General features: G+C 56.7%; 27 protein-coding genes. 12 read left to right on the forward strand and 15 right to left on the reverse strand.

The annotated features are described in order from the left end of the window. Positions 1-15 precede the first annotated feature (15 nt). Together EG886_RS11150 and EG886_RS11155 are read right to left on the reverse strand one after the other, a co-directional pair. The gene (locus EG886_RS11150; protein WP_124728202.1) at positions 16-900 is read right to left on the reverse strand and encodes a YegS/Rv2252/BmrU family lipid kinase; all 885 of its coding nucleotides are present in this window, start codon (positions 898-900) and stop codon (positions 16-18) included. Positions 901-1073: 173 nt separating this feature from the next. Further along, the gene (locus tag EG886_RS11155) at positions 1074-2375 is read right to left on the reverse strand and encodes an NCS2 family permease (RefSeq protein ID WP_124728203.1); all 1302 of its coding nucleotides are present in this window, start codon (positions 2373-2375) and stop codon (positions 1074-1076) included. A gap of 296 nt (positions 2376-2671) precedes the next feature. On the opposite strand from EG886_RS11155, the gene EG886_RS11160 reads away from it, so the two are divergent. Continuing rightward, positions 2672-3484 (forward strand): 3'-5' exonuclease, encoded by an 813-nt coding sequence (locus EG886_RS11160; protein ID WP_124728204.1) that lies wholly within the window; start codon positions 2672-2674, stop codon positions 3482-3484. A gap of 284 nt (positions 3485-3768) precedes the next feature. Here the strand turns inward: EG886_RS11160 and gndA are convergent, their stop codons facing one another. Beyond that, complete coding sequence (gene gndA / locus EG886_RS11165) at positions 3769-5145, reverse strand: NADP-dependent phosphogluconate dehydrogenase (RefSeq protein ID WP_241154449.1); 1377 nt, start codon at positions 5143-5145, stop codon at positions 3769-3771. A 393-nt stretch (positions 5146-5538) separates the two neighbouring features. Between gndA and EG886_RS11170 the strand changes: the two genes are divergently transcribed. The 3 genes from EG886_RS11170 (at position 5539) to EG886_RS11180 (ending at position 8954) form a co-directional block, all read left to right on the forward strand. Beyond that, positions 5539-6255 carry a class I SAM-dependent methyltransferase gene (locus EG886_RS11170; protein WP_241154450.1) on the forward strand — a complete coding sequence of 239 codons (717 nt, stop codon included), beginning with the start codon at positions 5539-5541 and terminating at the stop codon, positions 6253-6255. Between the two features lie 147 nt (positions 6256-6402). Next, positions 6403-7722 (forward strand): CapA family protein, encoded by a 1320-nt coding sequence (locus EG886_RS11175; protein WP_124728207.1) that lies wholly within the window; start codon positions 6403-6405, stop codon positions 7720-7722. Between the two features lie 2 nt (positions 7723-7724). Continuing rightward, positions 7725-8954 carry an MFS transporter gene (locus EG886_RS11180; protein WP_164491811.1) on the forward strand — a complete coding sequence of 410 codons (1230 nt, stop codon included), beginning with the start codon at positions 7725-7727 and terminating at the stop codon, positions 8952-8954. 262 nt (positions 8955-9216) lie between these two features. Here the strand turns inward: EG886_RS11180 and EG886_RS11185 are convergent, their stop codons facing one another. The 4 genes from EG886_RS11185 to gatC form a co-directional block, all read right to left on the reverse strand. Further along, on the reverse strand, positions 9217-9525 hold the full coding sequence (locus EG886_RS11185; protein WP_124728209.1) for a hypothetical protein: 309 nt from the start codon (positions 9523-9525) through the stop codon (positions 9217-9219). Positions 9526-9679: 154 nt separating this feature from the next. After that, complete coding sequence (gene gatB / locus EG886_RS11190; RefSeq protein ID WP_124728210.1) at positions 9680-11116, reverse strand: Asp-tRNA(Asn)/Glu-tRNA(Gln) amidotransferase subunit GatB; 1437 nt, start codon at positions 11114-11116, stop codon at positions 9680-9682. Next, a complete protein-coding gene (gatA, locus tag EG886_RS11195; RefSeq protein ID WP_124728211.1) occupies positions 11113-12579 on the reverse strand; it encodes an Asp-tRNA(Asn)/Glu-tRNA(Gln) amidotransferase subunit GatA in 1467 nt (488 codons plus the stop codon). The genes gatB and gatA overlap by 4 nt, the downstream gene beginning before the upstream one ends. A gap of 11 nt (positions 12580-12590) precedes the next feature. After that, entirely contained in the window at positions 12591-12881 is a 291-nt protein-coding gene (gatC, locus tag EG886_RS11200) for an Asp-tRNA(Asn)/Glu-tRNA(Gln) amidotransferase subunit GatC (RefSeq protein WP_124728212.1), read from the reverse strand. Between the two features lie 235 nt (positions 12882-13116). On the opposite strand from gatC, the gene EG886_RS11205 reads away from it, so the two are divergent. The 3 genes from EG886_RS11205 to EG886_RS11215 all read left to right on the forward strand — a co-directional run bounded on the left by EG886_RS11205 (position 13117) and on the right by EG886_RS11215 (position 15880). Then, positions 13117-15192, forward strand: coding sequence for a carbon starvation CstA family protein (locus tag EG886_RS11205; RefSeq protein ID WP_124728770.1), 2076 nt, complete (start codon positions 13117-13119; stop codon positions 15190-15192). Positions 15193-15197: 5 nt separating this feature from the next. Next, positions 15198-15413 carry a YbdD/YjiX family protein gene (locus EG886_RS11210; protein ID WP_241154317.1) on the forward strand — a complete coding sequence of 72 codons (216 nt, stop codon included), beginning with the start codon at positions 15198-15200 and terminating at the stop codon, positions 15411-15413. Positions 15414-15523: 110 nt separating this feature from the next. Beyond that, the gene (locus EG886_RS11215) at positions 15524-15880 is read left to right on the forward strand and encodes a DUF2512 family protein (protein ID WP_124728213.1); all 357 of its coding nucleotides are present in this window, start codon (positions 15524-15526) and stop codon (positions 15878-15880) included. Positions 15881-16100: 220 nt separating this feature from the next. Here the strand turns inward: EG886_RS11215 and EG886_RS11220 are convergent, their stop codons facing one another. The 5 genes from EG886_RS11220 to EG886_RS11240 all read right to left on the reverse strand — a co-directional run bounded on the left by EG886_RS11220 (position 16101) and on the right by EG886_RS11240 (position 19506). After that, the gene (locus tag EG886_RS11220) at positions 16101-16307 is read right to left on the reverse strand and encodes a twin-arginine translocase TatA/TatE family subunit (protein WP_124728214.1); all 207 of its coding nucleotides are present in this window, start codon (positions 16305-16307) and stop codon (positions 16101-16103) included. A gap of 189 nt (positions 16308-16496) precedes the next feature. Next, positions 16497-17150 carry an amino acid ABC transporter permease gene (locus EG886_RS11225; protein ID WP_124728215.1) on the reverse strand — a complete coding sequence of 218 codons (654 nt, stop codon included), beginning with the start codon at positions 17148-17150 and terminating at the stop codon, positions 16497-16499. Between the two features lie 14 nt (positions 17151-17164). Beyond that, positions 17165-17824 (reverse strand): amino acid ABC transporter permease, encoded by a 660-nt coding sequence (locus EG886_RS11230; protein ID WP_420894145.1) that lies wholly within the window; start codon positions 17822-17824, stop codon positions 17165-17167. Positions 17825-17900: 76 nt separating this feature from the next. Then, on the reverse strand, positions 17901-18758 hold the full coding sequence (locus EG886_RS11235) for a transporter substrate-binding domain-containing protein (protein ID WP_124728216.1): 858 nt from the start codon (positions 18756-18758) through the stop codon (positions 17901-17903). Positions 18759-18777: 19 nt separating this feature from the next. Further along, on the reverse strand, positions 18778-19506 hold the full coding sequence (locus tag EG886_RS11240) for an amino acid ABC transporter ATP-binding protein (protein ID WP_124728773.1): 729 nt from the start codon (positions 19504-19506) through the stop codon (positions 18778-18780). Positions 19507-19889: 383 nt separating this feature from the next. Here EG886_RS11240 and EG886_RS11245 point away from each other — a divergent pair, with 383 nt between their 5' ends. Beyond that, the gene (locus tag EG886_RS11245) at positions 19890-20300 is read left to right on the forward strand and encodes a thiol-disulfide oxidoreductase DCC family protein (protein ID WP_164491812.1); all 411 of its coding nucleotides are present in this window, start codon (positions 19890-19892) and stop codon (positions 20298-20300) included. A gap of 96 nt (positions 20301-20396) precedes the next feature. Here the strand turns inward: EG886_RS11245 and pruA are convergent, their stop codons facing one another. Continuing rightward, complete coding sequence (gene pruA, locus EG886_RS11250) at positions 20397-21941, reverse strand: L-glutamate gamma-semialdehyde dehydrogenase (RefSeq protein ID WP_124728218.1); 1545 nt, start codon at positions 21939-21941, stop codon at positions 20397-20399. Positions 21942-22138: 197 nt separating this feature from the next. Here pruA and EG886_RS11255 point away from each other — a divergent pair, with 197 nt between their 5' ends. From EG886_RS11255 to EG886_RS11270, 4 genes are all read left to right on the forward strand, one after another. Beyond that, complete coding sequence (locus EG886_RS11255; RefSeq protein ID WP_124728219.1) at positions 22139-23059, forward strand: proline dehydrogenase family protein; 921 nt, start codon at positions 22139-22141, stop codon at positions 23057-23059. A gap of 250 nt (positions 23060-23309) precedes the next feature. After that, the gene (locus EG886_RS11260; RefSeq protein WP_124728220.1) at positions 23310-23828 is read left to right on the forward strand and encodes a TlpA family protein disulfide reductase; all 519 of its coding nucleotides are present in this window, start codon (positions 23310-23312) and stop codon (positions 23826-23828) included. A gap of 12 nt (positions 23829-23840) precedes the next feature. After that, the gene (locus tag EG886_RS11265; RefSeq protein WP_124728221.1) at positions 23841-24566 is read left to right on the forward strand and encodes a hypothetical protein; all 726 of its coding nucleotides are present in this window, start codon (positions 23841-23843) and stop codon (positions 24564-24566) included. A 154-nt stretch (positions 24567-24720) separates the two neighbouring features. Then, positions 24721-25488 (forward strand): DUF2935 domain-containing protein, encoded by a 768-nt coding sequence (locus tag EG886_RS11270; RefSeq protein ID WP_124728222.1) that lies wholly within the window; start codon positions 24721-24723, stop codon positions 25486-25488. Between the two features lie 70 nt (positions 25489-25558). Here EG886_RS11270 and EG886_RS11275 read toward each other — a convergent pair whose 3' ends face one another. Together EG886_RS11275 and EG886_RS11280 are read right to left on the reverse strand one after the other, a co-directional pair. Further along, positions 25559-26209, reverse strand: coding sequence for an SdpI family protein (locus tag EG886_RS11275; protein WP_124728223.1), 651 nt, complete (start codon positions 26207-26209; stop codon positions 25559-25561). Continuing rightward, positions 26206-26472 (reverse strand): autorepressor SdpR family transcription factor, encoded by a 267-nt coding sequence (locus tag EG886_RS11280; protein ID WP_124728224.1) that lies wholly within the window; start codon positions 26470-26472, stop codon positions 26206-26208. The genes EG886_RS11275 and EG886_RS11280 overlap by 4 nt, the downstream gene beginning before the upstream one ends. Between the last annotated feature and the right edge of the window lie 19 nt (positions 26473-26491).

The raw sequence follows: 26491 nt of genomic DNA on the forward strand, positions 1-26491 counted from the left end.
CCAGGCGAATGGACGTCACATGCGATAAATTTCCAGCCGGCGGGGAATCATCTCGAGCTGACCCGCTCTCTCCCCGCCCCACTCTCCATCTAAATTTAACGCCAAAGGCTCCGGCGTGTCCACCTTGAGACGGTCCGTGCGGAAGTAAATCAGTCGCGGATCGTCCAGATGTTTTCCCTGGACGGCCAGCGAAACCAGTTGAACCAGGTCCCCGAATCGGGCGGCCGGGACCACCAGCACATCCATCAGTCCGTCATCCACTCTCGCTTCGGGGGCGAGCCGGCGAAATCCCCCGACCGAACCGCTGTTGGCCGCCACCATCAACAGAATCTCCTCTTCCCATGTCCGGTCCCCGGTCTCGATGCGGACCGGAAACGGCCTGCTGAGCTGACCCACTTTTTCCAACGCTTTGGCGTAATAGGCCAGCGGACCGAACCGGGCTTTCCAACGGATGGGGGCCTCATAGCTGACCTCCGCCATCCGTCCCACCGCCGCCACATTGATGAAATAGCGATCCTGGCTGCGTCCCACGTCCATTTTCACCGTTCGCCCGTTCACCACCGCCTGGCAGGCCCGGACGAGATCCCGGGGAATGCCCAGGGCACGCGCCAGGTCGTTGGTGGTTCCCGCCGGCAGGATTCCCAGTCGGGGCGGAGATTCAAAACCGGCCAGTCCGTTCACCACTTCATGGATGGTTCCGTCTCCCCCGGCGGCGATCACGGTGTCAAACCCCGCCTCCGCCGCTCTCCTCGCTTCATTCGCCGCGCTCCAATGCCCCGAGGTGGCGAAGGCGGAAGTCTCGAAGCCGGCGCGTTCCAGACAATCCAGGAGTTTCGGCAGCATCCGCACCACCAATCCCCTGCCGGCGACGGGATTGTAAATGAGCCGTGCCCGTTTCATGAGTTCATCCCTTTCGGTGCATGTTTGCTCCAATTTCCGGTCTGATGAGAGGTTCATCCCTATTGTGGTTCGTTTGAAGGTTGTTTATATCCTGTGAAAAAAAGAAAGTCCGGGGAAATCCCGGACCAAGGGAGAAATCATCCTCATGCGGAAAAGACTTGCGCCGCCTTCCGTCAGTGCGGCAGGAAAATCAGCTGGAACAGGAACAAAATGCCGAAGATGAACACCAGCGGATGAACCTCTTTCCACCGGCCACGGAACACCTTCATCAGCGGCCAGGCGACGAAACCGAGTGCAATGCCGGTGGCGATGCTGGACGTCAGCGGCATGCTCAGGATGACGAGAAACGCCGGAAACGCTTCGTCGATCTCATCCCAACGGATGCCGGTGACATGTCCCACCATGAGCGAACCCACCACGATCAGCGCGGGCGCGGTGATGGCGGCGATGCCCGAAACGGCGCCGACCAACGGCATGAAGAAGGAAGCGACGGCAAACAACACGGCCACGGTGACGGCGGTCAATCCGGTCCGGCCCCCCGTCGCCACGCCGGAAGCCGATTCGATGTACGCGGAGGTCGGGCTGGTCCCGAACATGGAACCGGTCAAGGTGGCCACCGAGTCGGCGATCAGCGTGCGCGGTGCGCGCGGGAGTTTGTCGTCTTTCATCAGACCGGCTTGTTTCGCCACTCCCAGCACGGTGCCGGTGGTGTCGAACAGCGTCACGAGCAGGAACGAAAAGACAACGGCGTACAAGCCGAATTGCACCACATCGGAGAAGGCATCGATCGGGTTGAACACCACCAGCGAATCCGGCAGTTTGGGAACGGCGACAATTCCCTGATCAAACTTGAGCTGACCCATGAAAAACGCGACCATCCCCGTCACGATCATCCCGATGAACAGCGCACCGTGAATCCGAAGGGCCAGACAGATCAGCGTCACGGCCAGACCGATGAGCGTCAGAATCGATTGCGGCGAATGAAGATCGCCCAGCGTCACCAGGTTCGACGGATGATCCGTCACCAGCCCGGAGAGCCGGAGGCCGATGAACGCGATGAACAGCCCGATCCCGGTCGTGATTGCGTTTTTCAGGCTGCCCGGGATCACTTCGATCAGTTTGGTGCGAAGCGGCGTCAGAGACAAAATCACGAACAGAAGACCGGCCACGAAGACGGCGGAAAACGCGTTTTCATAGCCCAGCCCTTTGTGCGCAGCCACCACGGAATACGCGAAATATGCATTCAATCCCATGGCGGGAGCGATGGCGATCGGATAATTGGCATACAGACCCATGATCAGGCATCCCACGATGGTGGCGATGACCGTGGCCATGAAACTCAGCTCAAACGGCACCCCGGCATCCTTCAGAATCAGCGGGTTGACCACCATGATGTACGACATGGTGAAAAACGTGGTCAAACCGGCCAGAATCTCCGTCCGAACGGAAGAGCCTTGTTCACGTATTTTGAACATACAAGATTCCCTCGCTTAAAAAACCGAATATTAATCATTCACAACTATATAATATTCGTTTATGAGTCTGGCCGCAACCCTGAAATCAGTGTTTGCCGCATCCTTCCTTTTCATCCGCTGAACGTTTCTGCCCTGATCCGGTTCCTCCCCGCAACAGGCAATGAACGGAGCCCTCTTCCTCCTCTTCGTTTCGAGTGTGGTGCAGGACACGGGAACCGGCATCGATCCGACGCAGGGAATCACCTCAGTTCCGTCAAACTCAATCTTTTGATTGCACTTCACAAGGAGGGATTCCGATGGCCCTGCCCCAATTGTCGTCTTTGCCCCTGGCGCTCCCCCAATTGTCTTCTCTCCCGCAAGCCTATGCCCAAGCCGATTTCAACGAGTGGAACGAACGGGAAGACATTGTCATTCTGGATACGGAGACAACGGGAATCCATGACGCGGAAATCTGTGAAATCGGAGTGGTGGACAGAAACGGGAACGTGCTGTTTCATTCGCTGGTCAAGCCCACCCGGCCGATCACGGAGGAAGCCGCGGCCATCCACGGAATCACGCCCGACATGCTGGCCGAAGCTCCGGGCTGGCCGGAGGTGTGGGAGCGACTTTTCCCGATCATCCGCGGGAAGTTGATTCTGATTTACAACAAAGCGTTCGAACGCCGGGTCATGATCGAAAGCTTCAAGGCCCACGGGATGTCGGAACCGATCCGGGACGTGCGGACCCTCAACATGGAATGCGTCATGGATGCCTACGCCAATCTCATCGGATCCCCCAAATGGGTGAAGCTGTCGGAGGCCGTCGGCCGGCCGGTCTCACACCGCGCCTTGGATGACGCCCGGGCGACGGCGGAACTCGTACGCCGATGTCACGATCCCCGTTTCACCAAGGACATGCTTCGCCGTGCGGAGGACTGGAACCGGCTTGTCCAAGTCACGAACGAACTGGAAGAGATCAGGGAGAGCATCCAATCTCTCACCCGGAGGATGAACGACCTGCTCAAAGAACAAGCCGCTTTGCACGGGCGACTCATCCTGAATGAGGCCGAACCGGAAGCCGCCGCCGCCAAACACGACGAAGAGACCGGGCAACTACCCCCGGACCGCTGACACATCGTCTCATCGGCGAGCCCGCCCGTGCCGTGACCTTCCGCCGCCAGCCGTTCCCGGAAACATACGGCAATCCCCGATCCCCTTTCTTCGGCACCGAATGCCCTCCTCACCGGGAGGGCTTTTTTTCATGGAAACAAAAACCCGTCTCCTTCACAGAGACGGGTTTGAAGTTGATTTCATGCCGGAGAGCCCGGCCACGGTCCGCTTGCCTTCGGGACGGGAGCCATCCGGCATGCTGCTTTCGGGCCATGCCTTCTCCGGTGACATCAACGGTTCTTTTGTTATGCTTCCAGCCAGTTCGTGTGGAAGTCTCCGTCGCGGTCCACCCGCTTGTAGGTGTGGGCACCGAAGTAGTCGCGCTGCGCCTGCAACAGATTGGCGGGCAGGCGCTCGGAACGGTAGCTGTCGTAATACGACAGGGCGCTGGAAAAGGCAGGCACCGGAATGCCGTTCAAGACGGCGGCCGCGACGACTTCACGCCATGCTTGCTGATAATTGTCCACGATCTCCTTGAAGTACGGATCCAGCAGCAGGTTGGGCAAGTTCGGGTCGCGATCGTACGCGTCCTTGATGTTTTGCAGGAACCGGGCGCGGATGATGCAGCCGCCGCGGAAGATCATGGCGATTTCACCCGGCTTCAGGTTCCAACCGTACGCTTTGGAGGCAGCCGTCATCTGCGCGAAGCCCTGGGCATAGGAGCAGATCTTGCTGGCGTACAGGGCTTTGCGGATGGATTCGATGAATGCTTTCCGGTCCTCGATCACCACCGCGCCCGGCTTGGGACCTCCGAGCACATTGGAAGCCCGCACGCGCTCCTCTTTCATGGCCGACAGGAAGCGGGCATAGACGGATTCCGTGATGATGGTGAGCGGAACGCCCAAGTCGAGCGAGCCTTGGCTCGTCCATTTGCCCGTTCCCTTTTGACCCGCGGAATCCAGGATCACATCCACCAGCGGTTTGCCCGTTTCCGGATCGGTCTTGGTGAAAATGTCCGCGGTGATCTGGATCAGATAGCTGTCCAATTCTCCCTTGTTCCACTCGGCAAACACTTCGGCCAATTCGGCGGCATCCATGTTCAAAAGATGCTTCATCAAGTGGTACGCTTCGCAGATGAGCTGCATGTCCCCGTACTCAATGCCGTTGTGGACCATTTTCACGTAATGACCCGCTCCGTCCGGTCCGATGTACGTGCAACAGGGGTCACCGTCCACCTTGGCTGCGATCGCGGTCAGGATCGGTTCCACGTGTTTCCAAGCTTCCGGCTGACCGCCCGGCATGATGGCCGGCCCTTTCAACGCGCCTTCCTCTCCGCCCGACACCCCGGCTCCGATGAAGTGGACGCCCATGGCGGACAGGTCCCGGCTGCGGCGGATCGTGTCCTCAAAATATGCGTTTCCGCCGTCGATCACAATGTCCCCCGGCTCCAGGTACGGTTTCAGCTGTTCGATCGTGGCGTCGGTCGGGTCTCCCGCCTTGACCATCAGCATGATTTTGCGCGGTTTCGCCAGCGAAGCGATGAAATCCCCGATCGTTTCGGCCGGCACCAGGTTTTTGTCCGGATGTTCACGGACGAGTTCACGGACTTTGTCCGGCGTACGATTGTACACGGATACCCGGAAGCCTTTGCTTTCCATGTTGAGTGCCAGATTTTTGCCCATCACGGCCAGTCCGATGACACCGATGTCACTGCTTTTCAATGTCAACTCCACCTTTTCCGAGATGATCCTGTTTTCATATGATTCCCCAAAGACTAGTTTACTGTTTCACAAGCAAAAAGGGATAGTAATTTATGCCGATTCGTCAAAAACACTTTACCCATCCATTCCATTCCACGCATGAATGAAATTCTGAACATTACGACATTTACAAACATCAAAAAAATTTGTTGACATCAAATTATTTTGTTTGTTACAGTATAGATGGAAGATGAAATCACTTAATGAAATGACAAAAATCGACACCTCATCACGGGAGGGAAAAACCGGTTGACTCAACCAAGAGATTCCGGAGTCATTTTTGATGAGGGAACCGAATATTTCGATTCGACATTCATGACATTCCACCGTAAAATACATAACATAAATTTAACATTACAAATCGACTTCCTCAAAAAAGTGATTTCCGAATTCGATCAGCCACGGATCATCGATTATTGCTGCGGCGAAGGAAGACATCTCATTCCCCTCCATGAAGAGGGTTATGACTTGACCGGGCTGGATGTGAACGAAGAATATCTTCAATCCATCCGGGAACGGACCGGAAACAAGGTCAACGTCATTTGCGCGGACGCCCGCCACTACAAAGGAAACGAAGATTTCGATCTCGTCCTGAACATGGAAACCTCGATCGTGTACAACACGGACGAAGAGAATTTCAGGATTCTGGATTCCATGTACAGTTGCCTGAAGCCGGGCGGCATGATGGTTCTCCATTTGGCCAATCGCGAATTTGTGGTAAACCGCTTTCAACCGCTGGTCTGGTTTGAAGACGGCAGTGACGGTCTGGTTCTCAGACTGCAGCGGTTGAATCCGCGGACCGGCACTCTGCTCATTGAGGAAAAGCGACTCAGACAGGGACACGTCGTCAAAGAGTGTCGATTGAACATGCGATTGTATACGCTTACGGAAATCATTCAGGCGCTGGAGAGAACCGGCTTCACCGTTGAACAGGTACACGGGGATTTCAAAGGTTCACCCTATACCTTCGACTCCATGGACATGGTGCTGGTCTGCAGGAAACCACCCTTGGAAGGAGGTGAACCGAAATGAAACGTGACACCGTCATCATCATCGTCATCGACTGAGTGAGTCCGGGTTTCGGTGTTCTCCATGAATAATTCGACGGAAATGCTGGTATTTCTCCGGTTCCCCTGGAGTATGCCAGCATTTCCTTTCTGTGTGAAGGGAGTGGAGACCATGAATTCATCCCTGACGTTGATTGCCACGGGAGACAGTTTCATCAACCGTCGTTTCCCCCGGGACGCTTCCTTCGACGGACTGCGCCGCCTGTTGTCAACCGCGGATGTGCGATTCACCAATCTGGAAACCACCGTTCACCGGGACGAAGGCATTCCCTCCGCCCGCAGCGGAGGGACATGGGCAATGGCTCCCCCCCAGGTTCTTCATGACCTCAAAGAACTGGGCTTCAATCTGTACTCTCTTGCCAACAATCACATGATGGACTTCTCCGCGGAAGGCCTGCAAGCCACCATCCGGCATCTGGACGCACACGGCCTGGTGCATGCGGGATCGGGTGAACATCTGTGGGAGGCCAATGCCCCTGCCTATCTGGAAACCTCCCGTGCCCGGGTGGCCCTGATCGCCGTCTCCACCACGTATCACGAAGAACACCGTGCCGGTGAACAACGTCCAGACATGATCGGAAGACCCGGCATCAACCCTCTCCGGCACCACACGGTACATATTCTCCGGAAAGAACGGATGGAGTCCCTGAAACAGATCGCCGAAAGCACGGAGATCAATGCGGTCTTCAACCTGGCCAAAAAAGAGGGACGCATCCTGGGAGAACTGCCGGAGGGCGTGTTTCTGTTCGGAAACGAGGTGTTCAAGGAAGGAGAGAACGAAGGCACCTTCCGTTCGCCGGACCCCCATGACATGCAAAGGATTATGCGCAGTGTGTCGGAAGCCTCTCGTCAAGCCGATGTGGTGCTGGTCAGCGTCCACTCCCATGAGATGAAAGGCGAAGATCCGGAACGACCTCCCGACTTTCTCATCCAATTTTGCCGCAGTTGCATCGATCATGGGGCCCATGCCGTCATCGGTCACGGTCCTCACGTGGTCAGAGGGATCGAGATTTACAAGAACAGGCCCATTTTTTACAGCTTGGGCAATTTCTTTTTTCAAAATGACACCGTAAGCAAACTTCCCGCGGAATTTTACCTTCCCCTTCGGCTGGGAGCCGACTCCACGGTGGCGGATGCGCTGGACGCCAAGAGCAAAGGAAACCGTACCGGATTTATCGTGAACCGCGACATTTGGGAATCGGTCATCGCTCGGTGGAGCATGGTCGAAGGGGAATTGACGGAGCTGACGCTGCACCCGTTGGATTTGGGCCACGGTTTGCCCAGATACCGAATGGGGCTGCCCAAACTGACGAACCATGAGCGGGTTCTGGAGAGAATCAGACGATTGTCACAAGCGCTTGGAACGGAGATCAGAATCGAAAACGGCTTGGGGAAATGGATGGCCGGATCTGCCGTTCCGGAGGAGAGATGACCATGCACGTGCTTCGCTCCAACCGTCCGTTTCTGTCGATCTGGATGGCACAACTGCTTTCGCGTATGGGTGACGGCATCCTGTCCGTCACGATCATTTTTTTGATCGGGTCCGCCAGCCAGGATCCATGGTTGGTCGGCATGGTCCTGTTCGCCCAGTGGGGCCCTTCCGTGTTGTTCGGTCTCTTCGCGGGTGCGATCGCGGACCGCGTCCGAAAGCACCGGCTGATGATGGTGGCGGATGCGGTTCGTGCCGTGCTCGTGCTCGTGATGTTGGTGATGAAGGATTCCGCGGAGTGGTTGATCCTGCTTATCTTTCTGGAAGGCGCGGTGACGGCATTTTATTATCCCGCGAGACTGGCCTACATTTCGGAGATCGTGGAGCGGGAACGCATCACGGAAGCGATGGGGATCATGCAAAGCACCTACTATGTCACCATGCTGCTCGGTCCGGCCATCGGAGGGCTTCTCATCGCGTCCCACTCCGTTGCCCAAGTGTTCTGGATCGACGCGGCAAGCTATCTGGGGGCCCTTTTCTTCACCTGGCTGGCCGGTCGCATGGTGCCTTCCCGCAATCCCGGCCGGCATGAACCGTTGACTGCGATTTTCGGCGATTTGTCCGAAGGATTTCGGGTATTCGCCCGCACGGATGTCCTGCGGGAACTGATGCTGATTTTTTGCCCGTTCATGCTGGTGGCCGGGCTTTTCAACACCAACTACAATGCTTTGCTGCTTCAGGAATTCCGCTTGAACGGATTTGAATTCGGCATTTCGGAAGCATGTCTGGCGCTGGGAGCCGTGCTCGGGGCTCTTTCCATTTCCCGCATCCCCCGGCAAACGCCTCTCGGACGACAACTGATGTACCTGTTGTCGGCATTCAGCATGATCATGTTGCTGGTGCTTCCGCTTCAGCTTTGCAACGGCACCCCGTTCATCGTTCCGGCCGTTTGCGTCTGGAGTCTGGTGTGCGGGTGCTTCAGCGGACTGCTGAACGCGTGGGTGATGAGCCAGCTGTTGCAGTTGATTCCCTTGTCGTTCCGGGGACGAGGTGTCTCTCTGATGCAGGCGGTCGTCAATGCGGGGATGATTGTGGGGTTTTTGGCGGGAGGTTGGTTGGCGGGAACCGCCGGGATCACCCGGATTTTGGTGTGGACGGGGGGATTCAGCCTCCTCGGCTCCATCCTGTTCACAAGATCCGACATGTACCGGAAGCTGAATGCCTTATGCAGGTAGTTGTTCCCCGCGAGTGACTTGGCGCAGCAGCGGAACGGAGCGGGGTCAACTTCCGGCGAAAGAACAGAACCGGGTGGCCGCCGGCGGATCCTGACCGGGAACACATTCCCGGCTTCGCGCAACGTCGGAGGTCATGTCCGAAGACGTGTTCACCGCCCGTGACTGATCGTTCACGGGCTTTTCCATCCGGCAGAAGCGGGAGGACCCATACACGGGAGACGGCGGGCCAGCTCCACGGCCCGCTTTTCACATGGTCGGGATTTCATCCTTGCTGCAAGCGCCGGACGGACTGCCAAGCGAGGAATGCGAAGAAAAAGCTGATCACGCCGCTGAGCAGATTCGTGGGGAAGATGAAGAACAGATTGAGAATCCCGTCCATCACCAAAAGCGCGATCGCCAGCAAATAGACCAGGCGGGAAAACGGCTGCCCTTTCAGCTCGAAATAGGTCAGGAAAAAATACAGCGCAACGAGAAAAAAGTGCACGGCGATCACCGGCGCGTGTTCCACAAACAAGTTCCAGATGCCGAAAAGCAGGAACAATGCCACGATGACGAGATGAAACCCAAGCATGACGCGCCTCCTTCTCGCAAGAACGACCCCCGGCGGGAATCACCCGCGGCACCGGCTTTCCTTGCCGTTCCCCTTTTTGCGGGAGACCGCGGGGAACGCAAGGCATCCGTACCACGGGCGTTTCCGACATGTTCGCTGCGGGGTCTTCGATCGTTCAGCCTTGCTGCTTGATGGTTTCGACAATCAGCTTGTTGACCAGCTGCGGGTTGGCTTTGCCGCGGGTGGCCTTCATCACCTGACCGACGAGGAAGCCGATCGCCCGGTCCTTGCCGTTCCGGTAATCTTCCACCGATTGCGGGTTGGCCGCCACAACTTCATCAACGATCGCTTTCAATTGGCCTTCGTCGCTGATTTGGACGAGGCCTTTTTCTTCGACGATTTTGGACGGAGCCTTGCCGGTGTCAAGCATTTCCTTGAAGACCGTCTTGGCGATTTTCGTGCTGATCGTGCCTTTCCGGATCAGGTCGATCATTTCCGCCAGATGGACCGGCCGCATGTGCACGTCACCGATTTCAAGCCCTTCCGCGTTCAGGTGACCGAGCAGTTCGGTGATGATCCAGTTGGCGGCCGCTTTGGGATCCGCTCCGTGTTTGACCGTTTCCTCGAAGTAGTCGGCCACGTCGCGGGATGCCACCAGAATGCCCGCATCATACCCGGAAAGCCCCAGCTCCGACATGTACCGCTCCTTCCGGGCGTCCGGAAGCTCCGGCAGGGAACGGCGAAGTTCTTCTTTCCAGGCATCGTCGATGTGCAAGCGGACCAGATCCGGTTCGGGGAAGTAGCGGTAGTCATGCGCTTCTTCCTTCGTGCGCATCACCTTCGTGCGGTTCTCGTTCTCCAGCCAGCGCAGCGTGGCCTGGATCACCGCTTCCCCCCGATCCAGCAACTCGGCCTGACGCGCCTCTTCAAACTCAAGGGCGCGCTCCACGTTGCGGAACGAGTTCAGGTTCTTCAGCTCGGTCTTCGTGCCGAACCGGTCGGAACCCCACGGGCGGAGGGAAATGTTGGCGTCGCAACGAAGCGAACCTTCTTCCATTTTTACGTCGGACACGCCGGTGTATTGAATGATCGTCTTCAACTTTTCGAGGTAGGCCCGGGCCTCGGCCGGCGAACGGAGATCCGGTTCGGAGACGATTTCGATCAACGGCACGCCCACGCGGTTGTAGTCGACCAGCGAGTCTTCCCCTTCGTGGTTCAGTTTGCCGGCGTCTTCCTCCAGATGGAGGCGGGTGATTCCGATCCGTTTCTTTTGACCGTCCACCTCGATTTCGATCCATCCGTTTTGTCCGATCGGCTGATCATACTGGGAAATCTGGTAAGCTTTGGGCAAATCGGGATAGAAGTAGTTTTTCCGGTCGAATTTGCTGTATTCCGCCACTTCGCAGTTGAGGGCCATCGCCGCTTTGACGGCGAACTCCACCGCCTGCCGGTTCAGCACCGGAAGCACGCCCGGATGCCCGAGACAGATCGGACAGACGTGGGTGTTGGGCGGCGCCCCGAACTCCGTGGAACAGCCGCAGAAGATTTTGGTGCGGGTGGCCAGCTCCACGTGAACTTCCAGACCGATCACCGTTTCATATTTCTTGGTCATGCTTCAGCACCTCCCAGCGGCGCCTCGGGCAAACGCTCCGTGGCCTGTTCGAAGGCATGGGCGGCCCGCAAAACGGTCGCTTCGTCAAACGGTTTGCCGATGATCTGCAGCCCCGTCGGCAGACCGTCCGAAAGACCGCACGGCACGCTGATCGCCGGCAAACCGGCCAGGTTGACCGGAATGGTCAGGATGTCGTTCATGTACATGGTGAGCGGATCTTCCTTCTTCTCGCCCAGTTTGAATGCGGTGGTCGGGGTCGTCGGGCCGACGATCACGTCAAACCGTTCAAACACGCGGTCAAAATCCTGCTTGATCAGCGTGCGCACTTTTTGCGCTTTCAGGTAATAGGCGTCGTAATACCCCGAGCTGAGTGCGTACGTGCCCAGCATGATGCGCCGTTTCACCTCATCGCCGAAACCTTGGCTTCGGGTCTCCAAAAACATGTCGATGAGGTTTTTGCCCTCCTTGCGAACACCGTACCGCACTCCGTCATAGCGGGCGAGGTTGGAAGATGCCTCGGCCGGAGCGAGCAGATAGTATGTGGCAACGGCGTACTCGCTGTGCGGCAGGGAGACTTCATCCACGACGGCCCCCAGTTTTTCCAGCGTGCGGATGGCTTCTTCCACTTTCGCCCGCACTCCGGGTTCGACGCCCTCGCCCATCATTTCGCGGGGCACGGCGACACGCAGCCCCTTGATGTCTCCGGTCAGGGCGGACAGGAAATCGGGCGTCTCCACGTCGGCGGACGTGGAATCCATCGGATCGTGACCGGAGATGACCTGCATCACCCACGCCGCGTCTTCCACGTTTTTGGTGAGCGGGCCGATCTGGTCGAGCGAGGAGGCAAACGCCACCAGTCCGAAGCGTGACACGCGTCCGTACGTCGGTTTCAGCCCCACCACGCCGCAAAAAGCGGCCGGTTGACGGATGGAACCGCCGGTGTCGGATCCCAGCGAAAAATACACCTCACCCGCTGCCACCGCCGCCGCGGAACCGCCGCTGGAGCCGCCCGGCACCCGGGTCGGGTCCCAGGGATTGGCCGTCGGGAAAAAGCCGGAGTTTTCGGTGGAGGAACCCATGGCAAATTCATCCATGTTGGTCTTGCCGACAATGATCGCTTGAGCGTCGCGCAGTTTGCGGGTCACCGTCGCGTCATACACCGGCACGTGGTTTTCCAGCAAACGGCTGGCACAAGTGGTGACGAGCCCTTCCGTGCAAATGTTGTCCTTCATGCCGACGGGAAGAGCCGACAGAAGTCCCCGGGTGGAATCGGCCGCAAGGTGCTTGTCCAGCTCTTCCGCATTCCGGAGGGCGCCTTCTTCGTCCACTTTCAGGAACGCACGCACCTGACCGTCCACTTCCCGGATGCGGTTCAGGGATGCTTCCACCAAATCGCGGGCGGACAATTCACCGGCCGCAAGACGTTTATGTAATTCTCTCAGGGATTCTCTCAGGAGTGACATGCTGTTCCTCCTCACTCTTCAAAAACTGCCGGCACCCGGAACATGCCGTCTTTTTGCCCGGGTGCGTTCAGGAGTGCTTTCTCGCGCGGAATCGACGGCTTCACTTCGTCTTCGCGAAGTTTGTTGAACATGGGAAGCACATGACTGGTCGGTTCCACATGCTCCGTGTCCAGTTCGTTCAGTTTTTCCGCGAACCGGAGAATATCGTTCAGCTGACCGGTGAACCTCTCCGTTTCCCGTTCACTCAGTTTCAGCCGGGCCAGAAACGCCACTTTTTGCACTTCATCCTTGGAGATGGTCATCCGTTTCACCTCATCGATCCATCATCAAGCCATGATTTCCATCCAAACCTTTTCACAGTATAGCACAAATCGCGGGAAATTCCGCACCCCGGCGAAGCGGGAACGCAAAATCGGCAGGGTTCCTCTCATCATTTGACAACCAAACAATTTTATGTCGAAATTTTGAACAAGATTCAGTATAATAAGACTTGCATATCGATACCCATCACGAAATCTGAGGGGGTTGAAACGTTTGATCAAGAACCGTTTGCTGTCCTGGCTGATTTGGGCAGCCGTCTCCGCACTCGGCGCGGCCGGATTCGCCGTGTTGGCCCTGAGCCGCGGAGAACAGGTGAATTCCGTGTGGCTCTTGACCGCCGCCGTGTGCACCTATGCCGTCGGCTACCGTTTCTACAGCAGGTACATGGCCAGAAAAGTGTTCGAATTGGATGACAATCGGAAAACTCCCGCAGAAGTCAACGACGACGGAAAAGATTTCGTTCCCACCAACAAATGGGTACTGTTCGGCCATCATTTCGCGGCCATCGCCGGAGCGGGTCCCCTGGTCGGTCCGATCCTTGCCGCACAGATGGGATATTTGCCGGGCACCATCTGGATCATCGTGGGTGTCGTTCTGGGCGGTGCGGTTCAGGACTTCATCATTCTTTTTGGTTCCATGCGCCGCAACGGAAAATCCCTGGGAGACATGGCCCGTGAAGAAATCGGTCCCGTCGGCGGATTCATTTCCATGTTTGCCATTTTGGGCATCATGATCATTTTGATCGCCGTCCTCGGACTCGTGGTGGTGAAAGCGCTTGCTCACAGCCCGTGGGGCATGTTCACCATCATCATGACGATCCCGATCGCCCTGCTCATGGGGGTTTACATGCGCTTCATCCGGCCCGGACGGGTGCTTGAAACGTCTCTCATCGGGTTCGTGCTCCTCTTGCTTTCGCTGTGGGGCGGCCAAGTCGTGGCCGAGCATCCGTACTGGTCCCAGGTGTTCACCTGGGAAGGAACCGAAATCGCCTGGGCCATGATCATCTACGGTTTCGTGGCTTCGGTTTTGCCGGTCTGGCTGTTGCTGGCTCCGCGCGACTATCTGAGCACGTTCCTCAAAATCGGCGTGATCTTCGCGCTGGCCGCGGGAATCCTGATCGTCATGCCGAACCTGCAAATGCCGAACGTCACCAAATTCATCGACGGCACCGGTCCGGTCTTCGCCGGTGACCTGTTCCCGTTTGTGTTCATCACCATTGCTTGCGGAGCCATTTCCGGATTCCACGCGCTGGTTTCTTCCGGAACCACGCCGAAAATGATCGCCCGCGAATCCCACGCCCGCATGATCGGATACGGCGGCATGATCACCGAATCGTTCGTGGCAATCATGGCCATGATTGCCGCCTGCGTGCTGACCCCGGGCGTCTATTTCGCCATGAACAGCCCGGCGGCCGTGATCGGAACCGACGTGGCGACCGCCGCGCAGAAAATCAGCGAAATGGGCTTTGTGATCAAGCCGGAAGACTTGAGCAACCTGGCCAAGCAGATCGGAGAATCCACCATTCTGTCGCGGACCGGCGGTGCGCCCACCCTGGCCGTGGGCATGGCCTACATCTTCTCCGAAGTGATCGGCGGCGAAACACTGATGGCTTTCTGGTACCACTTCGCCATCCTGTTTGAAGCCGTGTTCATCCTGACCACCATCGATGCCGGAACCCGGGTGGGGCGCTTCATCGTGCAGGATTTGCTCGGCCGCTTCATCCCGAAGCTGGGTGACACCGAATGGTATCCGGCCAACTTGCTGGCCAGTGCCCTGATCACCGCCGGCTGGGGATACTTCCTCTATCAGGGCGTGGTGGATCCGCTCGGCGGCATCAACACCCTCTGGCCGCTGTTCGGCATCGCCAACCAGATGCTGGCCGTGGTCGCGCTGGTCGTCGGAACCACCATCCTGATCAAGATGGGCAAAGCCGTCCACTCCTGGATCACCTTGGTTCCGCTGGCCTGGTTGACCACCGTCACCATGACCGCAAGCTGGCAGAAGCTCTTCCATCAGGAGCCGGCGATCGGATTCCTCGCCAACGCCGGGAAATATCAGGCCGGCATCGACAAAGGCGAACTGATCGCTCCGGCCCAATCCATGGCGGAAATGAAACAGATCGTGCTCAACAACCAGATCGATGCCGTGCTGACCGCGCTTTTCATGATCTTTGTTGCCTTGATCATCATCGACGCCATGCGTGTCTGGTACAAAGTGGTGATCAAACACGAGAAGCTTCCGCTCAAAGAGTCGCCGTACGTCGCACGCGACGCGTCCGCTGTCGGAGGTTGATCCCGTTGAACAACGATTGGAAACATTGTCCGCTCTGGCTGCGGCCGTTCAAGGCCGTGGCCTGGTACCTGAACGAAATCGCCGGAGTGCCCAACTATCAGCGGTACCTGGAGCATTTCCGCAAACACCATCCCGGTGAAGAACCGATGTCCGAAGCGGAATTCCACCGGCGCATGACCGATGAAAAATACGGAGGCGGCTCCATCCGCCGCTGCTGCTGATCCCGACCGCCCGCAGCCCGGGCGGTCTTTTCATTTGATAAAGGAGCACCGGCCGGGGAACACTGGAAACATGAATCGGATGAATGGATCCCCGAGGAGGAACAACGTTCATGAGAGGACTCATGTTGAAACTGTTCACCGGTCCGGCGGTCGTGGTCCTGGCCGACTTGCTGTTCCGGGACGTGCAATATCCGATGCTGTATCAGGCGCTTCTCACCGGTTGGGTGCTCGCCGTGGTCGGCCACCTGTTGGAAGTGGCCTTTCTGGAACGCGGCACCCTCTGGATGTCCAATGTCCTTGATTTCGCTTCCACCGCCGTCGTTGTCTGGTTGAGCGGGTGGCTGGCCGCCGGTGCCCGGGTCACCTGGGTGGGAGCGGCTCTCACCGGTCTGTTGGCGGCGTTCGTGGAACATTTCGTGCACCGTTGGTTGCTGGAATCGGATGAAACCACCAAAGGAGCCGCCTGACACCGTCCGATCCGCGGGACACCGCACCCGGACGGTTTCAGGACATGTCAAAGCCCGGGAATTTCCCGGGCTCAATCTTCGCCGATCAACCGGAACCGCTTCCCCGTTGAACCCGTCTCCGCTCCCCACGGGCGGAATGAAGCATCATCCGGCAGGATGAAGAGCGTCTGGCCCGGATTTCTTCGCCGGGCTTTTTTCGTGCAAAAACGAGGAATCAGCCTCAGGGCTGATCCGTCGATTTGGTTTCCGGTTTTTTCGCGTTCTCCTGTTTTTTGTCGTCATCATCGCTCAGAATGCCGCTGGTGGCGTTTTTGAATTCCCGGATCGATTTTCCGACCGCCCGCCCCAGTTCCGGCAGCTTTTTCGGGCCAAACAGAAGCAGGGCCACCACGAAGATCAATACCCATTCAAAACCGGAGATGCTCATGCAGGTTCCCTCCTTTGGCGGGGGTGATCCGCATACGTTTTTTCGTCATCTATTATACACGTTTGCTCCGACGGAAAAAGCCGACAAAAAGAAACATTATTTGCCGGATTTCCAAAAACGAAAACAGCCCGTCGCGCTCCCCGGGCGGGGAAAGCGGACGGGCCGCATGAAGCGGAAATTCGGGCCGTCTCAGCCGGCCAGCTTTTTCTCCAGCCGGCGGCTGAACAGGGACAGGCTGTAGTTGATGACAAAATACGTGAGAGCCACCGCGATCAACAGCGGCACGGTTCCGTTGTAATATTTGTTGTAAATGATTTGCGCCTCGTGGGTGAGCTCCGCCAGGTTGATGGCGGTGGCCAGCGCCGTGTCCTTGATCAGGGAGACAAACTGGCTCACCATCGGCGGAATCATCCGTTTCAGGGCAATCGGCATGATGATGTGTCTCATGGTTTGAAACCAGGTGAACCCTTGCGACCGGGCCGCTTCGATCAGCCCTTTGTCCACGGAGTTGAGCCCGCTGCGCACGATCTCCGCGACCAGCGCCGACGTGAACACGGTCATGCTGATGATGACCGATGTGGTGGCGGGCATGTCAAAGCCCAGCTCTTTCAGCCCGAACCATCCGAAGAAAATGATCAGAAGCAGCGGAAGATTCCGGATGGTCTCGATGTACAGCGTCGCCAGCCAGGAGATGACCGGGATGCGGCTGTACCTCAGCGTGCCGAGGATGATCCCGAAAATGAAGCTGAGCACGATGGCCCCGGCCGCCACCTGCAGCGTGACGAGCAGCCCGGAACCCAATGTCTTCAAATGCGCCACATTGAACAATACCGAAAAATCCACGGTTCATCCCTCCTTCAAGCCCCGGTCCGGGCCCATCGCCGTTCCAGGAAATTGACGAGCAGGCTGAGGGGAATCGTCATCGCCAGATACAGGAGTGCCACGAAAAGATAGACCGGTGTGATGTCGATTTCCGCACCGACCACGTCACCCACGTACATGATGTCGCCGCCCGCGATGATGGCCAGGACGGACGAGTTTTTCACCAGGTTGATGAACTGGTTTCCGAGCGGCGGGATGATCAGTTTGAATGCCTGAGGCAGAATCACGTACCACATGGCCTGCACATAACTGAGCCCCGACGAACGGGCCGCTTCCATCTGCCCTTTGGGCACCGCCTGGATGCCCGCGCGGATCACCTCGGCGATGAATGCGCTGGTATAAATGGCCAATCCCAACGATCCCACCCAAAACGTGGGCAAATTGATCCCCAGGGACGGGAGACCGGCGTAAAAGAAGAAGATCTGAATGACCAAAGGAGTGTTTCGGATGAATTCCACGTAAGCGGTTCCGAACGCTTCCAGAGTCTTCGCCCCGGAAATGCGGAAAACCGCAATCACCGTGCCCAATGCCAATGCCAGCACCAATGCGACGACACTCACCTGGAACGTGGTGAGGAAACCGTCCACGAAATCGTCACCGGAGTATTCCAGAAAATCGAAATCCAAATCGAGCACTCATTCCACTCCTTTCCCGGGATGGTCGTTTGAAGAAAAGATGGGCTTTGACCCGTCAAAGCCCATCCCGCTCCGGTTATTTTGTTGTCGGAGACTCCTGCACGGCTTCTCGCGGCAGATCTTTCGGCGGATCTTTTTTGAACCATTTTTTGTAGAGATTGTCATAAGTGCCGTCTTGCATGATCTCGTCGAGGAACTTGTTCACGTACTCCAGGAGGTCCTTGTTTCTCTTGTCCACGCCGATTCCGTACGGCTCTTGGGTGAACTGGCCGCCGACGATCTTGAAGTTGGGATCCTGTTGCTGCATGCCCATCAGAATGCTGTCGTCGGTCGTGAGTGCATCCACGCGTCCGGCACGCAGCGCGGTGAAGGCATCCGCATAGTTGTCGAACAGTTCAATTTTCGCGTTGGGCTCAACCGCTTCCAGGTTCTTGCCGCTGGTCGCTCCCTTGGCGGTGGCCACTTTCTTGCCGGCCGTGTCTTTCACGGACTGGATCGGGCTGTTCACCGGCACCAGCAGGGACTGTCCGGCCATGAAATAGACGCGGGAGAAGTCGATCTCCTGTTTGCGCTGGTCGGTGATGGTCATGGTGGCGCAGATGAGGTCGATGTCACCGCCCTGAAGCATCTTCATGCGGGTTTTGGAGTTGACCTCTTTCAGCTCCAGCTTGTTCTCGTCACCCAGCATCCGCTTCGCCAGTTCTTTCATCAGGTCAATCTCGAATCCTTTCACCTGGCCGTCCTGCGGATCCTTGTAACCGAACAGGAACGTGTCATATTTCACTCCTGCAACCAGTTTCCCGCGCTGCTTGATGGTTTCCACATAACTGCCGGATGCCGCTTCCTTGGTCGATTCATCGCCGCCGGTGCAGGCGGTCAGTCCGAACGCGGTCACCAGAGCCAGCGCCGCGGCGAACCATTTTTTCAAGCGCATGAATAAAAAGCCCCCTTTGTCAATGTTTGAGGATCTTGCTGAGGAACAGACGGGTCCGCTCGTGCTTCGGATTTTCGAAGAATTCTTTCGGCGTCCCCTGCTCGATGATTCTTCCTTCATCCATGAAGATGATCCGGTCGGCCACTTCGCGGGCAAAGCCCATCTCGTGCGTCACCACGACCATGGTCATGCCCTCGTCGGCCAGCGTGCGCATCACATCCAGCACCTCGCCGATCATCTCCGGATCCAGTGCGGACGTCGGTTCATCGAACAACATGATCTTCGGCTTCATCGCCAGCCCCCGGGCGATGGCCACCCTTTGTTGCTGTCCGCCGGAAAGCTGGGCAGGGTAAGCGCTTGCTTTTTCGGCGATTCCGACTTTTTCCAAAAGTTTGAGTGCGGTTTTTCTCGCTTCTTCCGGTTTGACGTTGCGCACTTTCACCGGTGCCAACATGATGTTTTCCAGCACGGTCTTGTGCGGATACAGGTGGAAGTGCTGGAACACCATGCCGATCTCCTGCCTCAGTTTGTTGATGTCCGTTTTCGGGTCGTGCACCCTGACTCCGTCCACGATCACTTCTCCGCTCGAGATCGTCTCCAACCGGTTGATGCATCGGAGGAGCGTACTCTTTCCGGAGCCGCTCGGACCGAGAATGACCACTTTCTCGCCCGCTTCAATTTTCAGGTTGATGTCCTTGAGCACCTGAAAATCTCCGAATGCTTTGTTGACATTGATGAATTGTATGATGGCCAATCCCTCCCCCGTCTTGTTTCAGTGCGCAAACTCATCCGGAATGCGTCGGGTTTAATTCATTCACTAAAATGAATATAATTTCCGTTAATAAAAATGTCAAGATTGCGCATAATATGCATTTTAATTTTTTCAAAGAGTATAATACAATAATTTATTTAATCGACTGCATTTGATTTTTTTCGGTTCCGGGGAGACAGGAACCGGGAATCAGAAACACGGGGACAGCGGCAGGATGTCCTGCCCAACGGAACCGGCGGATGCGGAAATTTCGCGTCTTCGAAAAGCGGAAAGAACGGGGTATCATGAAAAGGGGACATACATTTCGTTTGTACGGGCATATACATCGGGTGAACAAACTTCCGAAAGGATGGGTTCACGTGAGCAAACAGCGGTTTTTCCGAAGAGAACGGTTTCAGGTCACCGTGTTTTACGACGGCTGGTGCCCCTTGTGTACCCGGAGCGCGGAAACGGCGAAAAAATTTGACACCCTCCGTCTTCTTCAATTTGTCTCTTTTCGGGAGCCGGGCGTGACCGAGAAGTACGGGTTGGATTCCGCCAAGCTGGAACAGCGGCTGCACACGACCACGGACGGACGGCATTTTCGGGAAGGCATTGATGCATTGATTCAAATGACCAGCCGGGTCATTCCGTTCTGGCCGCTCGTTCCCCTGCTGCTGTTGGCCAAAGGTCTCGGATTCGGTCAATGGGCCTATGACCAGGTGGCCAAGCGGAGAACGATCATCCCGGCCGGCGGCTGCGAAGAAAAGTGCACGATCGAGCCGCAATGACCCGGGGAGCCCCCTCCTCCAACCGGCCGTCGGTTCATGCATCAGAAAAATCAAAGCTGCGGACACGTTTGTGTCCGCAGCTTTTTTCGTTCCGGATCAGAACGCTTCGGAAACCAGTTTGGCTTGGGTGAACAGGAGCAGGTAATCGCGACCGCCGGCTTTGGAGTCGGTACCGGACATGTTGAATCCGCCGAACGGATGCACGCCCACCAAAGCGCCGGTGCATTTCCGGTTGAAGTAGAGGTTTCCGACATGGAACTCTTCCCGTGCTTTTTCGAGATGAGCCCGATTGCGGCTGATGACGGCACCGGTCAGACCGAATTCGGTGTTGTTGGCAAACTCGAGTGCTTCGTCAAAGGATTTGGCTTTGGTGAATGCCACCACCGGTCCGAAGATTTCCTCCTGGGAAATCCGGGCGGTCGGAGCCACGTCGGCAAAGATGGTCGGCTGGATGAAGTAACCGTTTCCTTCCGCTTTGCCGCCGCCGGTCATCAGGCGACCTTCCCCTTTGCCGATTTCAATGTATTCGAGGATTTTGTTGTAGGCTTTGTCATCGATCACCGGACCGAGGTCGATGGTCGGGTCGGAAGCCTCGCCCACTTTCAGCTTTTTGGTTTTCTCCACGACACGGCTCAGCAGCTCATCATAGATGGCCTCATGAGCGATGACGCGGGAGCAGGCGGAACATTTCTGACCGGAGAAGCCGAACGCGGATTTGACGATGGCGTCGGCGGCCAGATCCAGATCACAGTCGGCATCCACGACGATGGCATCCTTGCCGCCCATTTCGGCGACCACGCGCTTGAGCCATTTTTGCCCCGGTTGCGGTTTGGCGGCCAGTTCGTTGATGCGCAGCCCCACTTCTTTGGATCCGGTGAAGGAGATGAAGCGGGTTTTCGGATGTTTGACCAGATATTCACCCACTTCGCGTCCTGGTCCCGGCACGTAGTTCACGACGCCGGCCGGCAGACCCGCTTCCATCAGGATCTCCATGAATTTGTAAGCGATCACATTGGTCGGGCTGGCCGGTTTGACCACGACGGTGTTTCCGGCGACGATCGCGGAAGTGGTCATGCCCACCATGATCGCCAGCGGGAAGTTCCACGGCGGAATGATGGCACCCACGCCCAGCGGGATGTAATACAGGTTGTTGTCTTCACCCGGCAGCGGGGTCAACGGTTGACGCTCGCTGAGGCGGAGCATTTCACGGCCGTAAAACTCCATGAAGTCAATGGCTTCCGCGGTGTCGGCATCCGCTTCGGGCCAGCTTTTGCCTGCTTCCAGCACCATCCAGGCGGAGAACTCATGCTTCTTCCGGCGCAGGATGGCGGCAGCCTTGAAGAGCACGCGCGCACGGGCTTCCGGGCTGTACTTCTTCCAGGATTCAAACGCTTTCAAAGCCGTTTGCATGGCTTTTTCCGCGAGTTCTTCGTTCGCCTCGTTGACCACGCCGATCACTTCATCCACGTTGGACGGGTTGATCGACTTCAGCTTGCGGTCGGTTTTGATGAATTCACCGCCGATGATGATGTCATATTCCTTTCCGAGTTCGGAACGAACTTTGGCCAGAGCGGCCTCGAATGCCTTCCGGTTCTCCTCGACGGAGAAATCCGTGAACGGCTCGTTGCGGTATTCAATCATTCGTACGTCCCTCCACAGCCTGGATTCAACCAGTCATTTGGATTACTGTTCCCTCAGACATTGTATCTTACCAAATGCGGTCTCTTCAATTGTCATTCTGAGACTATTGTTTAATTGTCTACATAATCCTATAATGAAAATTGCATTTTGGCATCATTATTAATGACAGCGATTTCATGCGAAAGCGGGGGAGAAGGATGTCATTTTCCCGGAAAGTGGTACTGACACTGTCCGAAAACAAGTTGATCAAGTCATTCATCACCAAACACGGAATGAAACTCGGTGCTTCCCGGTTCGTGCCCGGTGAAACATTGGAAGAAGCGATCGAAGCGGTGAAAAAACTGAACGCCGAAGGACTGGTGGCCACTCTGGATCACCTCGGCGAATTCGTCAACACCCGGGAAGAAGCGCTTGCTTCCACCGAAGAGATCCTCAAAATCTTCGACGGGATCCGCAGCTCCGGCATCAAATCGGGGGTATCCGTGAAATTGACCTCCATCGGACTGGACATCGACAAGGAATTCTGCTTTGAAAACATGGATCGGATCACGGCCAAAGCCAAAGAAACGGGCTGTTTCGTCCGCATCGACATGGAGGACTCCCCCCGGATCGACGCCACGATCGAAATCCACAACCGGCTGCTTGAAAAATACGGAAAAGAGCACATCGGACTCGTCATTCAATCCTATTTGTACCGTTCCGAAGAAGATGTGATCGAGCTCGGCAAAAAAGGCGTCAGCCTGCGGATCGTCAAAGGGGCGTACAAAGAGCCCGCCAGCGTCGCCTATCCGGACAAAACCGACGTGGACCGCAACTTCGTGAAGTTGTGCCAGATTCATCTCAAAAACGGCTGCTACACGGCCATCGCCACCCATGACGAAAACATCATCAATGAAATGAAAGCGTGGATCCGTGAGAACAACATTCCGGACAACCTGTTCGAGTTCCAAATGCTCTACGGAGTCCGCAACGGCCTCCAACGCCGGCTGGTTTCCGAAGGATACAAAGTCCGCGTCTACACTCCCTTCGGCAAAGACTGGTACGGATTTTTCACCCGCCGGATCGCCGAACGCCCGGCCAACGCCCTGTTCGTGCTGAAAAACCTGTTCAAGCAATGATTTCGTTCATTTCGGGAGAGCCGAGGCTCCCCCTTCTCCCTCCGCTGTTGATTGTATATTCAACCTCATTCAAAAAAAGGAAATCCGCGAAATGGTCGTTTTTTCCTGAAAAGAAAGCAGGAGACCGTGCCCGACCTCCGGATTCCGTCCGGCATCCGAAAACGCCAAAAGCGGCGTTTTTTTGTTGTCCCGACACGGGTCTGATTTGTTAGAATTGACGTGAAATACAAAAACAAGGAGGCGGTCGAAGTTGAAGAGAAACTGGATTGTTCTCTCCGTCCTGTTGGTGTTGGCGGCCTTCGCGTTCAGCCGGCTGACTCCCGATTCGTCCGCCACCCCCGTCCTTCCCGAAGAAGGATATCTCGCTCCGGAGTTCCGCCTGAAGGATTTGGAAGGGGAGGAGATTTCCCTGGAAGGCCTGAGGGGAAAACCGGTCTTCATCAATGTCTGGGCCGCCTGGTGCCCTCCCTGTCGCGCGGAAACGCCTGATATGGTGAACATGCACAAAAAATACGGGGACCGGATCACCTTCCTCGGCATCAACGCCACCCATCTGGATGACGAAGCCTCGGCCCGCCGTTTTGTCCGTGAATATCAGGTGTCATATCCCGTCTTGCTCGACAAAGAAGGAACCGTGTACAGGACTTGGAAGGTGCAAGCGCTTCCCACCAGCTTCCTGATCGACGAAAACGGAGTGATGGCCTGGCGAAAAACGGGAGCGGTGACTCCCGGAGAACTGGAACGGGCAATCCGGAGAACGCTCAACTGAGGAGGGCTGAATGTGTTTGAATCAACGGACGTTCTTCCGTTTTTGCCCACCGTGTCCGCGGCATGGCTGTCCCTGATTCCCGGCATCATCCTGTATGTGTATTTGCTGAACCGCAAAGCCGGGTCCTTGAGCGAGCCACTGAAGGACCGGTTGCTCTCTTCCTTTTTGATCGCGGTGATCATATACAAACTGTGGCCCGTTGTGGAAAGCCCCGGCATGATGATGAACCATCCGTCTCTTCTTCTGTATTACAGCGGAGGGGCTTGGGGGACGGAGGCCGCCGCGGTCGGCGCCGTCCTGTGGTTCTGGTGGAAACACCGACAATCGCCTGTCCAAAACGGACTTTCCGTCCTTCACTGGCTGCTGACGGGCGGGTTGGTGCTCCGCCTCGTGTCCTCCCTGCTCATCAAAGAACACGGGATCCCCCTGTCAGGCTTGGGCTGGCCGGCAGGAGAAGACACGTTTTTCCCCGTTCATTTCTTGCGTGCCGTCCTGTACGGCGTCCTGCTGTGGCGGGCACTCTTCTTGGTGTCCCGAAACCGGTTCACCCGCCGCTCCGTGGGAGAATTGTTGGCGGGAACAGGGGCGGCCGAATTGCTGTCCGCCTCGTTCAAACCTCCGGGTCCGCTTTTGTGGGGGCTTTCCGGATGGGAATGGACGGGACTCGCCGCCTTGTTGGCCGGCCTGGCATTGTTCGTCGCGGACAGGGAGAAGAAGCCGCCCACGAACCGGACCTGACCGGCCGTCCCCGACGACGCATGGATGGATTCCGCCTGAAAACATCGGATCACCCGTTGAACGGACATCCCTGACATCCGGGGATGTCCGCTTCTGTTTTCCCGCCCGCGCGCATAAGTATGATCGGAAACAACCGCGGAAAGGACGGGAATTCATGAAGTCGCTTGCCGAATCGATCCGGTTTGAACAGGGTTTCTGGCTGGAAATCCTGAAGGACCACTGCCAGTTCATTCATGACTCCCTCGCTCCGTCGGAAACGGAGGAAATCCAACGGGCACAAACGCTTTATCACTCGTTCGCCAACCTGATCGCCCGCTCGCCCGATGATCTGGAGGCTTCCAAACAAGCCGCCCTGCAGCTTCGGGAGTTCAAATTGCACCTGATCCGTCGGCTGATCACCGGCATGATCGGCTTTCACCTCACCCCCACGTTCATCAATCACATGGTGAACGAGCTGGATGAATATCTGCGCATTCTGGAGGAACTGCAAGCCGGTCGGGTTCCGGCCCTGCAGCACCCGCTCCACCACCATCTGTTGTGGCTTCCGGACGCATCCGGCCACGCCGGGGCGATCGCCGACCGCCTGGATCCCGTGGAAAAGAAGCTGCGCCACAAGGGGCATTCGTTCTCGAAAACGTTTGACGCGTTTTACCTGAAAGCCGTGGAATTTGCCGGCTATTTGCGAACCTCTCTGGACAATTTCCCGGCGCTCAAACGGTTCAACAAGGAAGTGGAGCTGGAGATCCTGGTCTTCCAATCGTTCCTGAAAGAACTGGAAGAGATGAAACTGGACGATGAAGCGTTGGTGCTCATCTCCCCGCTGATGGCCGATCACATGTACCGCGAAGAATGCTACTACCTGACCAAGCTGTCGGAAGTCTCCGACGTCAAACGACCGAATTGCAGTCCCCTGAAACGGTGAAAAAAACGGCGGGCCGCCATGAAAGGCGGCCCGATCCTTTTTTCAGCCGGTAAAAACATTCGCCGGCCGCTTACCGATTGACCCTTTTGCGATAATCCAGATACGAGTAGACGGCCGGCAACACCGTCCCCCCCACCAATGCGGTCATGACCAGATAAAAGGACCATTGCGGCTTCAGGAAACCGGAGATGAGGATTACCAGTCCCATGATGATGTAAACCACTCCCCCGAAGCGGTGGGTTTTGCGCCAGGTCTCTTCCGAGGCGAGCGTCCAGGGGGTGCGGATGCCGACAAACCAGCTGGGCCGGATCTGGCTCATGAAATTTCCCATGAAGATGAACAGGAGGCCCAAGGACCAGGACATGACTTGCGGGATGTTCACTTGCCGGCCCATTCCGGCCAGCAGGGCGACCACCGTCATCACGGAGATCGTCGTGACGATCAACAGCGCGAAAATGCCGTATGCCCGTGCATGCTTCTCATAGGATTCAAACTTCGGATCGATCTTCGGAAGCCATGCCATCAGGAGCGTGACGCCCAACGGAAGAAGTCCGAGCAAGATTTGCATGTGACGCGAACCGTACCGGTCAACTTCCCCGGCGATGTTCCAGTGAAGGGGAATCTGCTCGGGCAAATACCGGTATCCCCAAACATTGACGGCCGCCGCCACCAGCGCCACGATGAACGACAGGACGAACCATGAACGATTGAGCCGGTTCATTCATCATCTCTCCTTCGTTTGTCCATCAGCCACTTGATCACATCCTGCAGAACGGTGGTGTTGAGCGAATAGATGACGTATTGTCCCTTTTTTTCGGTCAGAACGAGCCCTGCGTTTTTCAGGATGTTCAAATGATTGCTGATCGACGGTTTGCTGATGTCGAAGTGGTCGGCAATCTCACCGGCGGTCAGATCCCTCTCTTCCAGCAAATCCAGGATGCGCCTTCGTGTGGGGTCAGCCAGTGCCTTGAAAACGTCGTTCAAGACCGCCACCTTCCCCTTT

Source organism: Staphylospora marina, assembly GCF_003856495.1.
GTDB lineage: Bacteria > Bacillota > Bacilli > Thermoactinomycetales > Thermoactinomycetaceae > Staphylospora > Staphylospora marina.

Excerpts from the sequence above, each read along its gene's own strand:
- EG886_RS11150 (WP_124728202.1), bottom strand. The coding sequence starts at position 900 with ATGAAACGGGCACGGCTCATTTACAATCCCGTCGCCGGCAGGGGATTG.
- EG886_RS11155 (WP_124728203.1), bottom strand. The coding sequence starts at position 2,375 with ATGTTCAAAATACGTGAACAAGGCTCTTCCGTTCGGACGGAGATTCTG.
- EG886_RS11160 (WP_124728204.1), top strand. The coding sequence starts at position 2,672 with ATGGCCCTGCCCCAATTGTCGTCTTTGCCCCTGGCGCTCCCCCAATTG.
- gndA (WP_241154449.1), bottom strand. The coding sequence starts at position 5,145 with ATGGGCAAAAATCTGGCACTCAACATGGAAAGCAAAGGCTTCCGGGTA.
- EG886_RS11170 (WP_241154450.1), top strand. The coding sequence starts at position 5,539 with ATGACATTCCACCGTAAAATACATAACATAAATTTAACATTACAAATC.
- EG886_RS11175 (WP_124728207.1), top strand. The coding sequence starts at position 6,403 with ATGAATTCATCCCTGACGTTGATTGCCACGGGAGACAGTTTCATCAAC.
- EG886_RS11180 (WP_164491811.1), top strand. The coding sequence starts at position 7,725 with ATGCACGTGCTTCGCTCCAACCGTCCGTTTCTGTCGATCTGGATGGCA.
- EG886_RS11185 (WP_124728209.1), bottom strand. The coding sequence starts at position 9,525 with ATGCTTGGGTTTCATCTCGTCATCGTGGCATTGTTCCTGCTTTTCGGC.
- gatB (WP_124728210.1), bottom strand. The coding sequence starts at position 11,116 with ATGACCAAGAAATATGAAACGGTGATCGGTCTGGAAGTTCACGTGGAG.
- gatA (WP_124728211.1), bottom strand. The coding sequence starts at position 12,579 with ATGTCACTCCTGAGAGAATCCCTGAGAGAATTACATAAACGTCTTGCG.
- gatC (WP_124728212.1), bottom strand. The coding sequence starts at position 12,881 with ATGACCATCTCCAAGGATGAAGTGCAAAAAGTGGCGTTTCTGGCCCGG.
- EG886_RS11215 (WP_124728213.1), top strand. The coding sequence starts at position 15,524 with ATGAGAGGACTCATGTTGAAACTGTTCACCGGTCCGGCGGTCGTGGTC.
- EG886_RS11220 (WP_124728214.1), bottom strand. The coding sequence starts at position 16,307 with ATGAGCATCTCCGGTTTTGAATGGGTATTGATCTTCGTGGTGGCCCTG.
- EG886_RS11235 (WP_124728216.1), bottom strand. The coding sequence starts at position 18,758 with ATGCGCTTGAAAAAATGGTTCGCCGCGGCGCTGGCTCTGGTGACCGCG.
- pruA (WP_124728218.1), bottom strand. The coding sequence starts at position 21,941 with ATGATTGAATACCGCAACGAGCCGTTCACGGATTTCTCCGTCGAGGAG.
- EG886_RS11255 (WP_124728219.1), top strand. The coding sequence starts at position 22,139 with ATGTCATTTTCCCGGAAAGTGGTACTGACACTGTCCGAAAACAAGTTG.
- EG886_RS11270 (WP_124728222.1), top strand. The coding sequence starts at position 24,721 with ATGAAGTCGCTTGCCGAATCGATCCGGTTTGAACAGGGTTTCTGGCTG.
- EG886_RS11275 (WP_124728223.1), bottom strand. The coding sequence starts at position 26,209 with ATGAACCGGCTCAATCGTTCATGGTTCGTCCTGTCGTTCATCGTGGCG.